14 protein-coding genes and 1 tRNA gene are annotated in these 14,149 nt (G+C 62.2%); 5 read left to right on the top strand and 10 right to left on the bottom strand.

Annotated elements, in window-relative coordinates:
* Positions 1-40 precede the first annotated feature (40 nt).
* The 4 genes from J5M58_RS14995 to J5M58_RS14980 are packed head-to-tail and all read right to left on the bottom strand — an operon-like array spanning position 41 to position 3,017.
* Positions 41-730: an ABC transporter permease gene (locus J5M58_RS14995; RefSeq protein WP_015268628.1), complete on the bottom strand. Its 690-nt coding sequence runs from the start codon at positions 728-730 to the stop codon at positions 41-43.
* The gene (locus tag J5M58_RS14990; RefSeq protein ID WP_112251370.1) at positions 730-1,422 is read right to left on the bottom strand and encodes an ABC transporter permease; all 693 of its coding nucleotides are present in this window, start codon (positions 1,420-1,422) and stop codon (positions 730-732) included. Before J5M58_RS14990 ends, J5M58_RS14995 begins: the two co-directional genes overlap by 1 nt.
* Before the next feature lie 54 nt (positions 1,423-1,476).
* Complete coding sequence (locus tag J5M58_RS14985; protein WP_075044342.1) at positions 1,477-2,232, bottom strand: ABC transporter substrate-binding protein; 756 nt, start codon at positions 2,230-2,232, stop codon at positions 1,477-1,479.
* 11 nt (positions 2,233-2,243) lie between these two features.
* Entirely contained in the window at positions 2,244-3,017 is a 774-nt protein-coding gene (locus J5M58_RS14980; protein ID WP_003255746.1) for an ABC transporter ATP-binding protein, read from the bottom strand.
* A gap of 663 nt (positions 3,018-3,680) precedes the next feature.
* On the opposite strand from J5M58_RS14980, the gene gabP reads away from it, so the two are divergent.
* Positions 3,681-5,066: a GABA permease gene (gabP, locus tag J5M58_RS14975; protein WP_112251372.1), complete on the top strand. Its 1,386-nt coding sequence runs from the start codon at positions 3,681-3,683 to the stop codon at positions 5,064-5,066.
* A 181-nt stretch (positions 5,067-5,247) separates the two neighbouring features.
* On the opposite strand, the gene J5M58_RS14970 is transcribed toward gabP, so the two are convergent.
* The gene (locus tag J5M58_RS14970; RefSeq protein ID WP_112251374.1) at positions 5,248-5,691 is read right to left on the bottom strand and encodes a hypothetical protein; all 444 of its coding nucleotides are present in this window, start codon (positions 5,689-5,691) and stop codon (positions 5,248-5,250) included.
* A gap of 233 nt (positions 5,692-5,924) precedes the next feature.
* On the opposite strand from J5M58_RS14970, the gene J5M58_RS14965 reads away from it, so the two are divergent.
* On the top strand, positions 5,925-6,158 hold the full coding sequence (locus J5M58_RS14965; RefSeq protein ID WP_112251376.1) for a hypothetical protein: 234 nt from the start codon (positions 5,925-5,927) through the stop codon (positions 6,156-6,158).
* A gap of 54 nt (positions 6,159-6,212) precedes the next feature.
* Here the strand turns inward: J5M58_RS14965 and ppk2 are convergent, their stop codons facing one another.
* On the bottom strand, positions 6,213-7,193 hold the full coding sequence (gene ppk2 / locus J5M58_RS14960; RefSeq protein WP_112251378.1) for a polyphosphate kinase 2: 981 nt from the start codon (positions 7,191-7,193) through the stop codon (positions 6,213-6,215).
* Positions 7,194-7,341: 148 nt separating this feature from the next.
* Here ppk2 and J5M58_RS14955 point away from each other — a divergent pair, with 148 nt between their 5' ends.
* Entirely contained in the window at positions 7,342-7,632 is a 291-nt protein-coding gene (locus tag J5M58_RS14955) for a type II toxin-antitoxin system RelE/ParE family toxin (protein ID WP_112251380.1), read from the top strand.
* 9 nt (positions 7,633-7,641) lie between these two features.
* Complete coding sequence (locus J5M58_RS14950) at positions 7,642-7,944, top strand: addiction module antidote protein (RefSeq protein ID WP_112251382.1); 303 nt, start codon at positions 7,642-7,644, stop codon at positions 7,942-7,944.
* A 137-nt stretch (positions 7,945-8,081) separates the two neighbouring features.
* On the opposite strand, the gene J5M58_RS14945 is transcribed toward J5M58_RS14950, so the two are convergent.
* The 4 genes from J5M58_RS14945 to J5M58_RS14930 form a co-directional block, all read right to left on the bottom strand.
* Positions 8,082-8,157, bottom strand: a tRNA-Phe gene (locus J5M58_RS14945).
* Between the two features lie 90 nt (positions 8,158-8,247).
* Positions 8,248-8,520 carry an oxidative damage protection protein gene (locus tag J5M58_RS14940; protein ID WP_003257478.1) on the bottom strand — a complete coding sequence of 91 codons (273 nt, stop codon included), beginning with the start codon at positions 8,518-8,520 and terminating at the stop codon, positions 8,248-8,250.
* On the bottom strand, positions 8,517-9,584 hold the full coding sequence (mutY, locus tag J5M58_RS14935) for an A/G-specific adenine glycosylase (RefSeq protein WP_133969967.1): 1,068 nt from the start codon (positions 9,582-9,584) through the stop codon (positions 8,517-8,519). Before mutY ends, J5M58_RS14940 begins: the two co-directional genes overlap by 4 nt.
* Positions 9,581-11,827, bottom strand: a complete 2,247-nt coding sequence (locus J5M58_RS14930) for an AsmA family protein (protein ID WP_207878605.1) — start codon at positions 11,825-11,827, stop codon at positions 9,581-9,583. Before J5M58_RS14930 ends, mutY begins: the two co-directional genes overlap by 4 nt.
* Positions 11,828-12,215: 388 nt before the next feature.
* On the opposite strand from J5M58_RS14930, the gene J5M58_RS14925 reads away from it, so the two are divergent.
* Positions 12,216-13,877 carry an OFA family MFS transporter gene (locus J5M58_RS14925; protein ID WP_207878603.1) on the top strand — a complete coding sequence of 554 codons (1,662 nt, stop codon included), beginning with the start codon at positions 12,216-12,218 and terminating at the stop codon, positions 13,875-13,877.
* Positions 13,878-14,149: the final 272 nt, after the last annotated feature.

The following is a 14,149-nucleotide window of genomic DNA, read 5'->3' as shown; positions in this document are numbered from 1 at the left end:
CTGTGGGAGCGGGTTTACCCGCGAAGAAGGCTAAGTAGTGTCAGCGGCCCTGGCACGCATCCACGCGCAACCAGCGCTCCAGCAACTTGAAGCCTTGCACCAGCACGAACGAGATCACCAGGTAGAACACCCCGGCGGCAAAGAAGATCTCCACCGGCAGGTAGGTGCGGGCAATGATGGTACGGGCCATGCCGGTCAGTTCCAGCAGGGTCACGGTACTGGCCAGGGCGCTGGCCTTGAGCATCAGGATCACTTCGTTGCTGTACGCCGGCAGGCCGATGCGCGCGGCGCGTGGCAGCATGATGTAGAACAGCGTCTTGCCCCGCGACATGCCCAGCGCCCGTGCTGCCTCGATCTCACCCTTGGGGATCGACTGCAATGCGCCGCGCAGGATCTCGGCGATGTAGGCAGCAGTGTGCAGGGTCATGGTCAGCACGGTGCACCAGAACGGGTCGCGCAGGTACGGCCACAGCGAACTCGAACGCACCGCGTCGAACTGCGCCAGGCCGTAGTAGACCAGGAACAGCTGCACCAGCAGCGGCGTGCCACGGAAGAAGAAGATGTAGCTGAACGGCACCGCGCGCACGTACCAGTGGCGCGAGGAGCGGGCGATGCCCAGCGGGATGGCCAGGATCAACCCGGCAACTACCGCGATGGCCACCAGCTCCAGGGTCAAGGTGGCGCCCTGGGCCAGGCGTGGCAGCCACTTGATGATGACTTCCCAATTCATTATTCGGCCCTCGCAAAGCCGCGAGCGGCGCGTTTTTCCATGAAGTGCATGCCGGTCATGGCAATGACGGTCAGGCTCAGGTAAATGCAGGCCGCGACCATGTAGAAGGTGAACGGCTCTTTGGTCACGGTCACGCCGATTTGTGCGTGGCGCATGATTTCTTCCAGGCCGATCACCGACACCAGGGCGGTGTCCTTCATCAGGATCATGAACAGGTTGCCAAGGCCGGGCAGGGCGATGCGCCACATCTGCGGCAGGATGATCCGCGACAGGATGCGGCCCTTGGACAGGCCCAGCGCCAAGCCGGCTTCGCGGTGGCCCTTGGGGATTGCCAGGATGGCGCCACGGAACACCTCGGTGGCATAGGCGCCGAAGCACAGGCCCAAGGCAATCACACCCGCAGCGAAGGCGCTGAGTTCCAGGCCAGGCAGGTTAAGGGCTTCACCCAGGGCATTCATCAAGCCCACGGTGCCGAAATAGATAAGCAGTACCCAGAGCAGTTCGGGCACGCCGCGAACCAGGGTGGAATAGAAGCCACCAAGCCATTGCAGCGGCTTGATCGTGGAAGTCTTGGCCAGGGCGCCGAGCAGGCCCAGGACCAGGCCCAGCAGCAAGGCGCAAAGCGCCAGTTTTACGGTCATCAGGGTGCCGGCCATCATGGCCGGACCGAATCCGTGCAGGTCGATATTCATGGGCAGGTCATTCTAGGGACTGGCGCGCCGCAAGGGCGCGCCGGTCGGGGCGGATCATTCGATGCTGAACGGGAAGTACTTGTCGTTGATCTTCTTGTACGTGCCGTCGGCCTTGATCTCTGCCAGGGCCTTGTTCAGGTCGTCGCGCAGCTTGGTGTCACCCTTGCGCACGGCAATGCCGATCTTGTCGCTGTCCATCACCGGCTCGCCCTTGAACTCGAAGTTCGAACCGTCTTTGCTCTTCAGCCACTCGTACTGCACGTACTTGTCGGCCAGGATGCCGTCGATGCGGCCGGAAACCAGGTCGAGGTAGGCGTTTTCCTGGGTGTCGTACAGCTTGATCTCTACGTCGTCACCGTAGTTGTCTTCCAGCCAGGTGCCAGCCAGGGTGGCGCGCTGGGTGCCGATCACCTTGCCTTTGAGCGAGGCCTTGTCGGTCTTGAAGTCGACGTTTTTCGGCGCGATGAACTGCAGCTTGTTGGAGTAGTACGGCTCGGTGAAGTCCACGGCCTGCTTGCGCTCGTCAGTGATCGACAGCGACGACACCAGGAAGTCGAACTTCTTGGCGTTCAGGGCCGGGATGATGCCGTCCCAGTCGGAGGTGACGACCGAGCACTCGACTTTCATCTTGGCGCACAGGGCGTCGCCGATGTCTTTGTCGAAGCCGACCACGTTACCGCTGGCATCCTTGTTGTTGAACGGTGGGTAGGCAGCTTCGATACCCATGCGCAGTTTTTCTGCGGCCAGGGCGTTGGCCGACATCACCAGCGTGGCAGCAGCTGCCAGGAGGAACTTCTTGTAAGTGTGCATGTATTGCTCCGTTAGCGGTGGCTGGACATGAATTGCTTGCAACGCGCCGAGGTCGGGTTCTCGAAGACCTGCTGCGGCGATCCCTGCTCTTCTACCAGGCCCTGGTGCAGGAAGACGACTTCACTGGACACATGGCGGGCAAAGCTCATCTCGTGCGTCACCAGCAGCATGGTACGGCCTTCTTCGGCCAATGCGCGGATAACGTTTAGCACTTCCTGGACCATTTCCGGGTCGAGTGCCGAAGTTGGCTCGTCGAACAGGATGACCTTGGGCTTCATGGCCAGGGTACGGGCAATGGCGGCGCGCTGTTGCTGGCCACCGGAAAGCTGGGCGGGGTAGCTGTGGCGCTTGTCGTAGATGCCCACCTTGTTCAGCAGGGCTTCGGCGGCTTCGATGGCCTCGGCCTTGCTCTGGCCGAGCACGCGGCGTGGCGCCTCGATGATGTTGTCGAGAATCGACATGTGCGGCCACAGGTTGAAGTTCTGGAAGACGAAACCGATCTCGCTGCGCAGGCGGTTGATCTGGCGGTTGTCGGCGGCGATCAGGTCGCCGTTCTTGGCGGCCTTGAGCTTGAGGGCTTCACCGGCGACCAGGATTTCGCCCTGGTGCGGGTTTTCGAGCAGGTTGATGCAGCGCAGCAGGGTGGACTTGCCGGAGCCGGACGACCCCAGGATAGAGATCACGTCACCGTCGCGCGCGGTCAGCGAAATGCCCTTGAGAATTTCCTGCTCGCCGTAGCGTTTGTGCAGATTGCGGATTTCCAGCGCGGGCGTGGCCTGAGCCATGTGCGGTCCTCATGTGTACGGGTGCGTTCCCAGCTGTTGGCGGCCTTCCTGGCGTGCGCCAAGCTAGCATAGCGGCATTATCACGGCCAACAGGGTTGCTGGGGACTCGGGGCGCTGGTGGGGCAGTTTGTCGCATCGCTGCAGCGCAACGTCGCGCGGATGTCCGCGCAGGTGTCGCCCAGCACCAGAGCCTTGATGAAAAAAGGCGCGATGGTGCCAGCTTTGGCCCGCTCATGGAAGCGGTTTTAGACCATTCGCGGGCATGCCCGCTCCCACTGCATCTGTAAATAGCCGAAATGGTTGCACCTTACCTGTGGGAGCGGGCGCGCCCGCGAAGGGGCCGCCCAGATCTCGAAGTTGTACCCCGCGGTTGCACTTTTCTGCATTGCGCTGGTGCACAGGTGTTACCGTGGAGCACCTTTGGTGCGTTTGTAAGTGGGTATTTCAGTAATCCGATGATTTGGCGGCCTTTCGGTCAGCCACTGGCCGAAAGCCCTCCAAACCGCATGCCAAAAGGGCCGCCGACTTTTCTGACGAATGCATTCAGCACATGGCGCGCTTATTGCCAGTAGGAAACCGCCGATTGCAGCGACGCCCAGGTCAACCCCGGGCGCGCTCTGTAAACGCAGTCGGAGTGGTCCACTCCTTACAAAGGTAGTTTCAATGAGCGGTAACAATTCCAATGACCTCGCTCAGGGGCTCAAACAACGGCATGTGACCATGCTGTCCATCGCTGGCGTCATCGGTGCCGGCCTGTTCGTTGGCTCCGGCCACGCCATCGCTGCTGCCGGTCCTGCCGTTCTGCTGGCTTACGCTGCCGCCGGTACGCTGGTCGTGCTGGTCATGCGCATGTTGGGTGAAATGGCAGTCGCCTCGCCTGACACCGGTTCGTTCTCTACATATGCCGACCGCGCCATCGGGCGCTGGGCCGGTTTCACCATTGGCTGGCTGTACTGGTGGTTCTGGGTGCTGGTGATTCCGCTGGAGGCCAACGCCGCCGCGGCCATCCTGCATGCCTGGTTCCCTGCGGTAGACCTCTGGGCGTTCTCGCTGGTCATCACCCTGGCGCTGACCTTGACCAACCTGTGCAGCGTGAAGAACTACGGCGAGTTCGAGTTCTGGTTCGCCCTGCTCAAGGTGCTGGCAATCATTGGCTTCATTGCTGTGGGTTGTGCGGCCATGTTCGGCTTTGTGCCGAGCAGCCAGGTGAGCGGTGCCAGCCACCTGTTCGACACCCAGGGCTTCATGCCTAACGGCCTGGGCGCGGTGTTGGCAGCCATGCTGACCACCATGTTCTCGTTCATGGGTACCGAAATCGTCACCATCGCCGCTGCCGAGTCGAAAGACCCGGGCAAGCAGATCAGCCGCGCCACCAACTCGGTAATCTGGCGTATCTGCCTGTTCTACCTGGTGTCGATCTTCCTGGTCGTGGCGTTGGTACCGTGGAACGACCCGGCGCTGGCCGAGACCGGTTCCTACCAGACCGTGCTGAGCCGCATTGGCGTGCCGAATGCCAAGCTGATCGTCGACATCGTCGTGCTGATTGCCGTGACCAGCTGCCTGAACTCGGCGCTGTACACCTCGTCGCGCATGCTGTTCTCGCTGAGCAAGCGTGGTGACGCCCCGGCCATTGCCCAGCGCACCACCAAGTCGGCTACCCCGCATGTGGCGGTTCTGCTGTCCACTGCAGCGGCGTTCCTCTGTGTGTTCGCCAACTTCGTGGCCCCGGCCCAGGTGTTCGAGTTCCTGCTGGCCAGCTCGGGCGCCATTGCCCTGCTGGTTTACCTGGTGATTGCCGTGTCGCAGCTGCGCATGCGTGCCCAGCGCGAGGCCCGTGGCGAGAAGATCACCTTCAAGATGTGGCTGTTCCCGGGCCTGACCTGGGCAACCATTGCCTTCATCGTTGCCATCCTGGTGGTAATGGCGCTGCGTGAGGACCACCGCGCCGAAATCATCGCGACCGCACTGCTGAGCATTGGTGTGGTGGCGGCTGGCTTGCTGGTGCACCGCAAGCGCGAAGCTGCCGGGCGGGTGGCGTTGGATAACTGATCCGCGCTGGTTGAAATGAAAAGGCCGCGTCCTGTGCAGGGCGCGGCCTTTTTTGTTGCCTGTACCGGCCCTTTCGCGGGTGAACCCGCTCCCACAGGTTCATCACAGGCCTGGATGCCAGTGGGATCCTTGTGGGAGCGGGCTTACCCGCGAAAAGGCCGACACAGTTCACGCAGCCATATCAGCCAAACTGCTTCTGCTGTTGCTGCTGCTTGGCCACCGCCTCCGAAGCCGCCACATAGGCTGCCTGGAACTCATCGCTTTCCAGCCAGGCCATGGTGGCTTCTTCATCGGCCCCATCCAGCCATTTACGGTAGGCGTTGAACACCAGCACGATGTAGTCGGTGGCGTGTTCTTCCTTGTGCCCCTTGAGCACCAGGGCCAACAGCGGGTCCACCAGGAATACCGAAATCATCGGCACCAGGCCGCCTTCCTGGGCTTCCTTCATTTTCTTGAACAGCGGGTCGTAGCTGCCCGACTCCATGGCCTTGTTGTACACCTGCTCGACGCTGGCGCTGTCACCGGCACTGGCCTTGACCGCCTGGCCGCTGCGCACCATGCGGTTCTGCTTGGCCTTGCTGGCGGCGCGCTTGGCGCGTTTCTGTTGCTTGGTTGGGGTGGCCATGGGGCAATCCTGAGGCTGCTGAAAATTGCGCGTATTGAAGCGCAATTGCCCGATAAACCCAAGCCGTGTGCCGACACTGGGCTGATGCATTCTGCTATGGACATGCCTCCTGCTTATGCCCGCTGCCTGAACTGCATAACGTCTCTGCACCGTCATCCATGTCTGGATGGCGGCTCACTGCTATGTCAATCGGCGTTTGCAAAATGCGCGCAGCTGCGCGTAAGGAGAGAGCCATGAAGCATTATTATCTTGTAACCCTGTATGGCTATGACGAGGAGGGTAAGCTTTTTTATGCCACCGGTTTCGCCGAGTGCGACCGACAGTCGATCACAAAGGCTGACGTTCTTGCAATTAGCGAAAAAGCCGAGAAAGACAGTGAGTTTCCGCTTGGTCTGCACGGAATCTCCTATATGGGCTGCATGACCCAAGATGCTTTCGAGCATCTTCGCTCCATGTCAGGCGACTAAGATGCGCCGGCAGCCCGTCTCGGGCTGCGGCGTTTGTCGATGGCAGGTCGGGCGTCAGCCTGCTGGCTGTGGTGTCTCGTCTTCTTCGAAACCACGTGAAGCCCGGCCTACCAGCTGCGGGTCCGGGGCGTGTGCCACCTGTGGGTCTTTGCCCGGGTAGTCCAGCGAATGCAGGAAATGGCGTATGCAGTTGATCCGCGCCCGTTTCTTGTCATCGGACTTGATCACCGTCCACGGTGCATCGGCCGTGTCGGTATGGAAGAACATTGCCTCCTTGGCGGCGGTGTAGTCGTCCCACTTGTCCAGCGACTTGATGTCGATGGGTGACAGCTTCCAGTGCTTGAGCGGGTCGTCCCGGCGCGAGATGAAACGGCGCAGCTGCTCTTCGCGGTTCACCGAGAACCAGTACTTGAACAGCAGGATACCGCTGTTGCACAGCATCCGTTCCAGGTCCGGGGCCTGGCGCATGAATTCCAGGTACTGCAGCGGCGTGCAGAAATCCATCACCTTCTCGACCCCGGCGCGGTTGTACCAGGAGCGGTCGAAGAACACCATTTCGCCCGCCGTGGGCAGGTGCTGGATGTAGCGCTGGAAGTACCACTGGCCTTTTTCCTGCTCGGAAGGCTTTTCCAGGGCGACGATGCGCGCGCCACGCGGGTTCAGGTGTTCCATGAAGCGCTTGATGGTGCCGCCCTTGCCCGCAGCATCGCGCCCCTCGAACAGGATCACCACGCGCTGGCCGGTTTCCTTCACCCAGCTCTGCACCTTCAGCAGCTCGATCTGCAACGCATGCTTGGCCTTTTCGTAGTCTTGGCGTCGCATACGGGTGCGGTAGGGGTAGCTGCCTGGCAGACGGGCTGATGTGCTGTCTTCGTTGCTGCCCTTGGGGGCGGTGGCAACTTCCAGTGCTGCGGGTTGCTGGCTGATGCTGGTGATCGTCGGCTCCGGCTTGCGCTGGCGTGGGCGGCGCGTGCGGGCTGTGGTGATGGCGGGCTCGCTGGGGGCGGGGAGCAGGAGGGGGGATTCTTCGCTCATGGAGGTCCTTGCTGGTCGAGTCGGGTAGCCTCCGGCATTTTAGGCCCAGCGATTAATGGCCTTTTGATGCTGGTCAACAGTGTGTCGATAAACAGTTTGAAACAGCTGCAAATTGAATGTAGTGTGAACTACGGTTTACATTTTGCTCATGCATACACTAATCCAAACCGAAACTTACCGACGGTGGTTCGCTGCTTTGCGTGATCCGCGGGCAAAGGCTCGCATCAACGTCAGGTTGCGTCGAGCGGAGCTAGGAGTGATGGGTGACTGTAAGCCGGTTGCTGAGGGAGTATTCGAACTGCGGATCGATTATGGTCCGGGCTATCGGGTGTATTTCGTTCAACGAGGCTATGAGGTGATCATCCTCTTGGCGGGTGGCGATAAGGCCAGCCAATCCAGAGATATCAAATCTGCCCTCAAGCTGGCACGCGACCTTTAGGAGGCCACCATGACAAATATCAAGCTGAGCAAATGGGACGCCGTTGACCATTTGAAGACAGAGGAAGACATGGCCTTGTACCTTGAGGCGTGTCTGGAGGAAAACGACCCGGCACTGCTTGCTGCTGCCTTGGGCGACATCGCCCGGGCCCGAGGTATGGCTCAGTTGGCACGTGACACCGGGCTGACACGGGAAGGGCTGTACAAGGCGTTGTCTGCGGAAGGTAACCCGAGTCTGGCGACCATCATGAAAGTGATGGCGGCGCTGGGGGTAAGGCTTCATGCCGAGGTGCTCCCGCGCGCAGCGGGATAAGGTTGGTGCTTGGGATGGATAGCAAGGCCGGTAGGCTGCCATTCTTTCAGCAAAAATGACAGACAACAAAAAACCCGCACTAGGCGGGTTTCTTGTTGTCGCTTCGGGTAACTTTGCAACCACCAGAAGCTTGAAGGTGGTGCCCAGAGACGGAGTCGAACCGCCGACACGAGGATTTTCAATCCTCTGCTCTACCGACTGAGCTATCTGGGCGACGAGGTGAATTAAATAGACTTTCAGACCGCTCGTCAACGACTTTTTGAAAAAATTTTAAATTAATTCCGTCGCTTACGTTCCGTGGGGTCATTCCGACGGTGGAACGTAGCCTTCCGCCTGGGCGTATTCTTCGCCGGCGAAAAACTTGTCCATCTCGCCCTGGAGGAACTTGCGGTCCTCGGCGTTCATCATGTTCAGGCGCTTTTCGTTGATCAGCATGGTCTGGTGCTTCTGCCAGTCGGCCCAGGCCTTCTGCGAGATGTGTTCGAAGATGTCCTGGCCCTTGGCGCCGGGGTAGGGCGGGCGCTCCAGGCCTGGCAGTTCTTCTTTGTACTTGCGGCACATCACGGTGCGGGTCATCGGGCGTCTCCTGCAGTCAGTTCGTCGGCCGCGCGTTTGAGCAGCTTTTTCACCGGGGCGGCGAGGCCCAGGCGCGGCGGGGTGGCGAGGTTATACCAGAGCCAGTCGGCCTCGGCCACGTGCTGGCCGACCGGGTCGACGCGCACCAGCCAGGGCTCGATCGCCAGCTGGAAGTGGCTGAAGGTATGGGTCAGGCCGTCCATGGCGCGGCTGCCAGCCAGGCGCAGGCCGTGCTGGTAGGCCAGGTCGTCGAGCTGGGCGATGTCGTCCAGCTCCGGCAGGCTCCACAAGCCACCCCAAAGGCCGCTGGACGGGCGGCGGTAAAGCAGGATGGCGCCTTCGTGGTTGGCCAGCAGTGGCATCAGTGTGCGGCGTTGCGGCAGTGCCTTGCGCGGCTTTGGCTCTGGGTAACGGGTTTCTTCACCGTGCAGGTGCGCTTCGCAGCCGCGCTGCAGCGGGCAGATCAGGCAACTGGGTTTGCTGCGGGTGCACAGCGTGGCGCCCATGTCCATCATTGCCTGGGTGTAGTGGTTGGCCCGCTGTTGCGGGGTAAAGCGCTCGGCCGTGGCCCACAGTTGGTTGGCCACCTTGGGCTCACCGGGGTAGCCGGCCTGGGCGGTGTAGCGGGCCAGTACGCGTTTGACGTTGCCGTCGAGGATCGGTGCGCGGATGCCCATGCTGATGCTGGCGATGGCACCGGCAGTCGAGCGGCCGATGCCGGGCAGCTCGGTGAGCTGCTCGACACTGCGCGGGAATTCGCCGCCATGCTGTTCGACCACGATCTTCGCGGCCTTTTGCAGGTTACGTGCCCGGGTGTAGTAGCCCAGGCCCGTCCACAGGTGCAGCACTTCGTCCTCCGGCGCTTCGGCCAGGGCTTGCACGGTCGGCAGGGCCTGCATGAAGCGGTCGAAGTAGTTGAGCACGGTGCTGACCTGGGTCTGCTGCAACATGATTTCCGACACCCACACCCGGTACGGGTTGATGCCCTGTTGCCAGGGCAGGTCGTGCCGGCCGTGTTCGTCATACCAGTCCAGCACTGCGCTGGAGAACTGCTCGGGGCTCATCGCTTGAACAGCCCCTTGAGCGCGTCTTTCAGTTCCGGGCTCACTTTGTCTCCGAGTTTTTCATCGATCTTGTCTTGCAGGCGGTTGCCGGCCAGTTTGGCAGCTACCTTGCCCAGGCCGTCCTGGTCCAGGCGGCAGGCCTTGGCGCCCAGCTCCAGCGGGCCGCGGCAGCGCAGCGGTATTTCGACACCGACATAGCGTTCGTTGACCTGGCAGGCCGGGTCCGGCATGGCGCGCTGGTCGCCTTCGACGACCACGCCAACGTTGTAGTCCATGCCCAGTACACGCAGGTCGAGGTCACCATGGCCATTGGCGGTCAGGCCCGGAATGCGCGCCTTGAGGTCCGGGTTGCTGGCGACGCCATTACGCACCACCAGGCTGCCGCGCAGTTCCTGGAACGGGGTGTCCTTGCCGCGTGGCTCGCCGGTGAGCGATTTGCGGTTCAGCGTGGCGATGGCCTTGCACAGCTGCTGTTCCAGGTTGGCATTGACCAGCACGCCGTCGTTGATGACGAAGTTGGCGTTGCCGTTCAAGGTATCGACCAGGGCCTTCTGGCTGTTGCCGGTGGCGGTCAGGTCGCTGGTCAGCGTCAGCAGGCCTTTGACCGGTGGCGTCTGTTCCTTGCCCTCGGTCTTGATGAAATGTTCCACCGGCACCCGCTGGATGCTGGTGTTGACGCCCAGTTGCGGCACGGCAGGGCGCACGTCGACGGTGCCCTTGGCCTCGAAGGTGCCGTTGTACAGTTCACCGCGAAGGGTTTGCAAGGTCAGCAGGCCGCCCTGGCCGATAGCCTTGAGCTGGGCGTCTTCGATCGGCAGTTTGTCCAGGGTCAGCGAGCCGAAGGCCAGGTCGGCCTGCAAGTCGAGGGCGCGCAGGCGGTCGACCGGCAGCAGCTTGTCGTCGCTCCAGGCGACCTGGGTCGGGGCGTTGGGAAGCGGCGTGGTACCAGGGCCGGCGACCGCGCTGGCTTCCTGTTGCTTGACCTCGGCCTGACGCGCGGCGGTGGCGCCCTTGGCTTCTTCACTCTTGGCCGGCAGGTAGCGGTCGGCGTTGAAGGTGTCGCCTTTGAGCTGCAGGCGCAGGGCCTGCTTGGCGAAGTCATCGATGGCCACGCGGCCACTGAAGGTGCTGTCGTCCAGCTTCACCGCCAGGTCTTCCAGGGCCAGGCTGTTCGGCGTGCCCTGCAGGCGGGTGACCAGTTCCAGCTTGGCGAAGGCCGCCGGGTCGTTGGTGGCCGGCAGCGGGCGGCCGATGCTGTCGAGGAAGGTGCGCAGGTCGAACTGGGCGATGGACAGGCCGCCGCTCAGCTGTGGCGCCTTGTCCAGGTCCCGCAGGTTCAGTTCGCCCAGGGCGCGCAGCTGGTTGGCCGAGACTTTCAGGCCGTTCCACGAGGCGACATTGGCGGCCAGGTCGACCAGCAACTGGCCTTGGGCGGCGAAGGTCACGGTCTTGCCGCCGGTGGGCTCACCCGAGGTTTCGCCCGACAGGCGCATGTCTTCGAAGTTGTAGCGCTTGAGCTTGCGGTCAAAGCGCAGTTCGCCGGCCAGTTCGGTGCGAGCCTTGATGTTCGGCTGGCTGGCACTGAGGAAGGCGCTGGCCTTGAGCGGAATGTTCGCCCCTTCGTGGACCGGGCCGGTGCTCAGCTGGATGCTTTCGGCGCTGTAGCTCTGGCCGGTCTTGGCATCGGTGTACTGCACGCGGGCGTTGTTTACGGTCAGGCTGTCGATGTCCAGCTTGACGGCGCGCTCGTTGCTGGCGACCGGTGCCGACGGCTGTTCGGCCGGCGCCTGGGCCGGGGCACCGGCCTGCGTATCGGCGCTGGCACCGTTCTGCGCAGGCAGCGGCTTGCCGATGTCTTCCCAGTTGCCATGGCCGTGTTCGTCACGAGCCAGGGTCAGGTTCAGGCCCTCCACGCGCACGTCGCTCATCTGCACTTCGCGGCGCAGCAGTGGCAGCACACGTACCGACAGGCCGAGCATCTGCAGGTCGGCGAATGGCTCCTTGGGTTTGTTCAAGGTGGCGATGCTCGCCTCGTGCAGCTCCAGGCCCAGCCACGGGAACAGGCTCCAGCCAATGTCACCGTTGAGGGTCAGCTCGACGTGAGCCTTGTCACGTGCCAGCTGGCGAATCTCGTCTTTGTAGTCGTTGGGATCGAAGAGGTGGGTCAGGGCGAAGCCCAGTGCCACGATGATCAGCAGCAACCCGAGAAGCCCAAGTCCCAGGATTTTGCCGAACGCTTTCATGGGCGAGTCCTTGTAGTCCGTTTTTGAAATTCAGGCGGCAGAGTATAGCGCCGCAGTGGTTGCCCCTGCGTATTCGACCAGAGATACGGGGCATTTCCTACGTGTACAGCAGATGGTACGGCTTTCGACAGCCACGATTTTGTCAGTTCCGAATGTGTGGCCTGTACTGGCCCTATCGCCGGCAAGCCAGCTCCCACAGGGATCCCGCTGTTCCCGAGGTCGGTGGGGTACTTGTGGGAGCTGGCTTGCCGGCGATAGGGCCGGTACAGGCCACATGACCGTTTCAGCCGAGCAAAAATTAACGATATCAGATTGCTTTCACGCTACTTGGTGCTGCTACCCTTGCGCCGCTTTGCCTGCACCCTCCCTATAAGAAGGATCTAATCCTATGAGCAGTACCGTCGCGGCGGGGACCTTGGCCAGTGCGCCAGGCTTCCTGTCGAAGGAGCGCATCATCGCCCGCCCGGGCTTCAACCGCTGGCTGGTCCCGCCAGCCGCGCTAGCCATCCACCTGTGCATCGGCATGGCCTATGGCTTCTCGGTGTTCTGGCTGCCACTGTCACAAGCCCTCGGCATCACCGCCCCGGTCGCCTGCGCAGCGGACATGGGCTTCATGGCCCGAATGTTCAGCGCCGAATGCGATTGGCCAATTTCCATGCTGAGCTGGATCTACACCCTGTTCTTCGTCTTCCTCGGTTGCTCGGCAGCCGTGCTGGGTGGTTGGCTGGAACACGCCGGCCCGCGCAAGGCCGGCTTGGTGTCGGCGTTGTGCTGGTGCGGCGGCATGCTTATTTCAGCCATTGGCGTGAAGACCCACCAGCTGTGGCTGATGTGGCTGGGCTCCGGCGTAATCGGCGGTATCGGCCTGGGCCTGGGCTACATCTCGCCGGTGTCGACCCTGATCAAATGGTTCCCGGACAAGCGCGGCATGGCCACCGGCATGGCGATCATGGGCTTCGGTGGCGGGGCCATGGTCGGTGCACCGCTGGCCACCGCGCTGATGGGCCATTTCGGCAATGCGCAGGAAGTGGGCGTGTGGCAGAGCTTCGTCGTCATGGCGGCGATCTACTTCGTGTTCATGACCGCCGGTGCCCTGGCGTATCGCGTACCGCCAACCGGCTGGAAGCCCGAAGGCTGGAGCGCCCCGGTGAAGAAAGCTGGCAACACCATGGTCACCGACCGCCACGTGCACGTCAGCGTGGCCTGGAAGACCCCGCAGTTCGCCCTGATCTGGCTGGTGCTGTGCCTGAACGTGTCGGCGGGTATCGGCATCCTCGGCATGGCTTCGCCGTTGCTGCAGGAAGTGTTCGCCGGCAAGCTGCTGGGCAACGGGTTGAGCTTCAGCGAGCTGAACAGCACCCAGCTGGCGCAGATTGCCGCGATCGCCGCCGGCTTCACCGGCCTGCTGAGCCTGTTCAACATCGGCGGGCGGTTCTTCTGGGCGTCGTTCTCGGACTACATTGGCCGCAAGAACACCTATTTCGCCTTCTTCGCCCTGGGCGTGGGCTTGTACAGCCTGGTACCGAACATGGGGCACCTGGGTAACGTGGCGCTGTTCGTGGCGGCGTTCTGCATCATCCTGTCGATGTACGGCGGTGGCTTTGCCACGGTACCGGCCTACCTCGCCGACCTGTTCGGCACGCAGATGGTCGGTGCCATTCATGGCCGCCTGCTGACCGCCTGGGCGGCGGCGGGAGTGCTGGGGCCGGTGCTTATCACCTACCTGCGCGAGTACCAGTTGGCAGCCGGGGTGGAGCGTGCGGCTGCCTATGACATGACCTTGTACATCCTCGCCGGCCTGCTGGTGCTGGGCTTTGTCTGCAACATACTGGTGCGACCAGTGGCAGACAAGCATTTCATGAGCGATGCCGAACTGGCTGCCGAGCGGGCGTTGAGCCATGACAAGGGCGCCGATGGGGCGCGCTCGCTGGAGTGGAAGGCGGCACCGGGCAGCCTGCCGCTGGTGCTGCTGGCCTGGGCTGTGGTGGTCGTGCCGTTGGCTTGGGGCGTTTGGATTACCCTGCAGAAGACGGCTGTGCTGTTCCATTGATTTGGGGCGCTTTGCGCCCCATCGCGACACAAGGCCGCTCCTACATTGGTCCCCGTTTCATCTTCGAGCGCGGTCCCCTGTAGGAGCGGCCTTGTGTCGCGATGGGCTGCAAAGCAGCCCCATACCCTCCCGAACCACCTGGTTGTATAGACCGGTAACGGCATCCAGTCCCCGTAATTACGTGCTTTGCCATATGTCATCCGCGTTTCAAGCCGGCGCGTTCTAGGCCTATAATGAAGCCCTTTTCGCCTAATGATTTTGCGGAGCTGGTG

This window comes from Pseudomonas sp. 32_A, assembly GCF_017490905.1.
Lineage (GTDB): Bacteria > Pseudomonadota > Gammaproteobacteria > Pseudomonadales > Pseudomonadaceae > Aquipseudomonas > Aquipseudomonas inefficax.
Note: the sequence above shows the minus strand (reverse complement) of the source record. Positions and strands in the feature narration are given on the sequence as shown.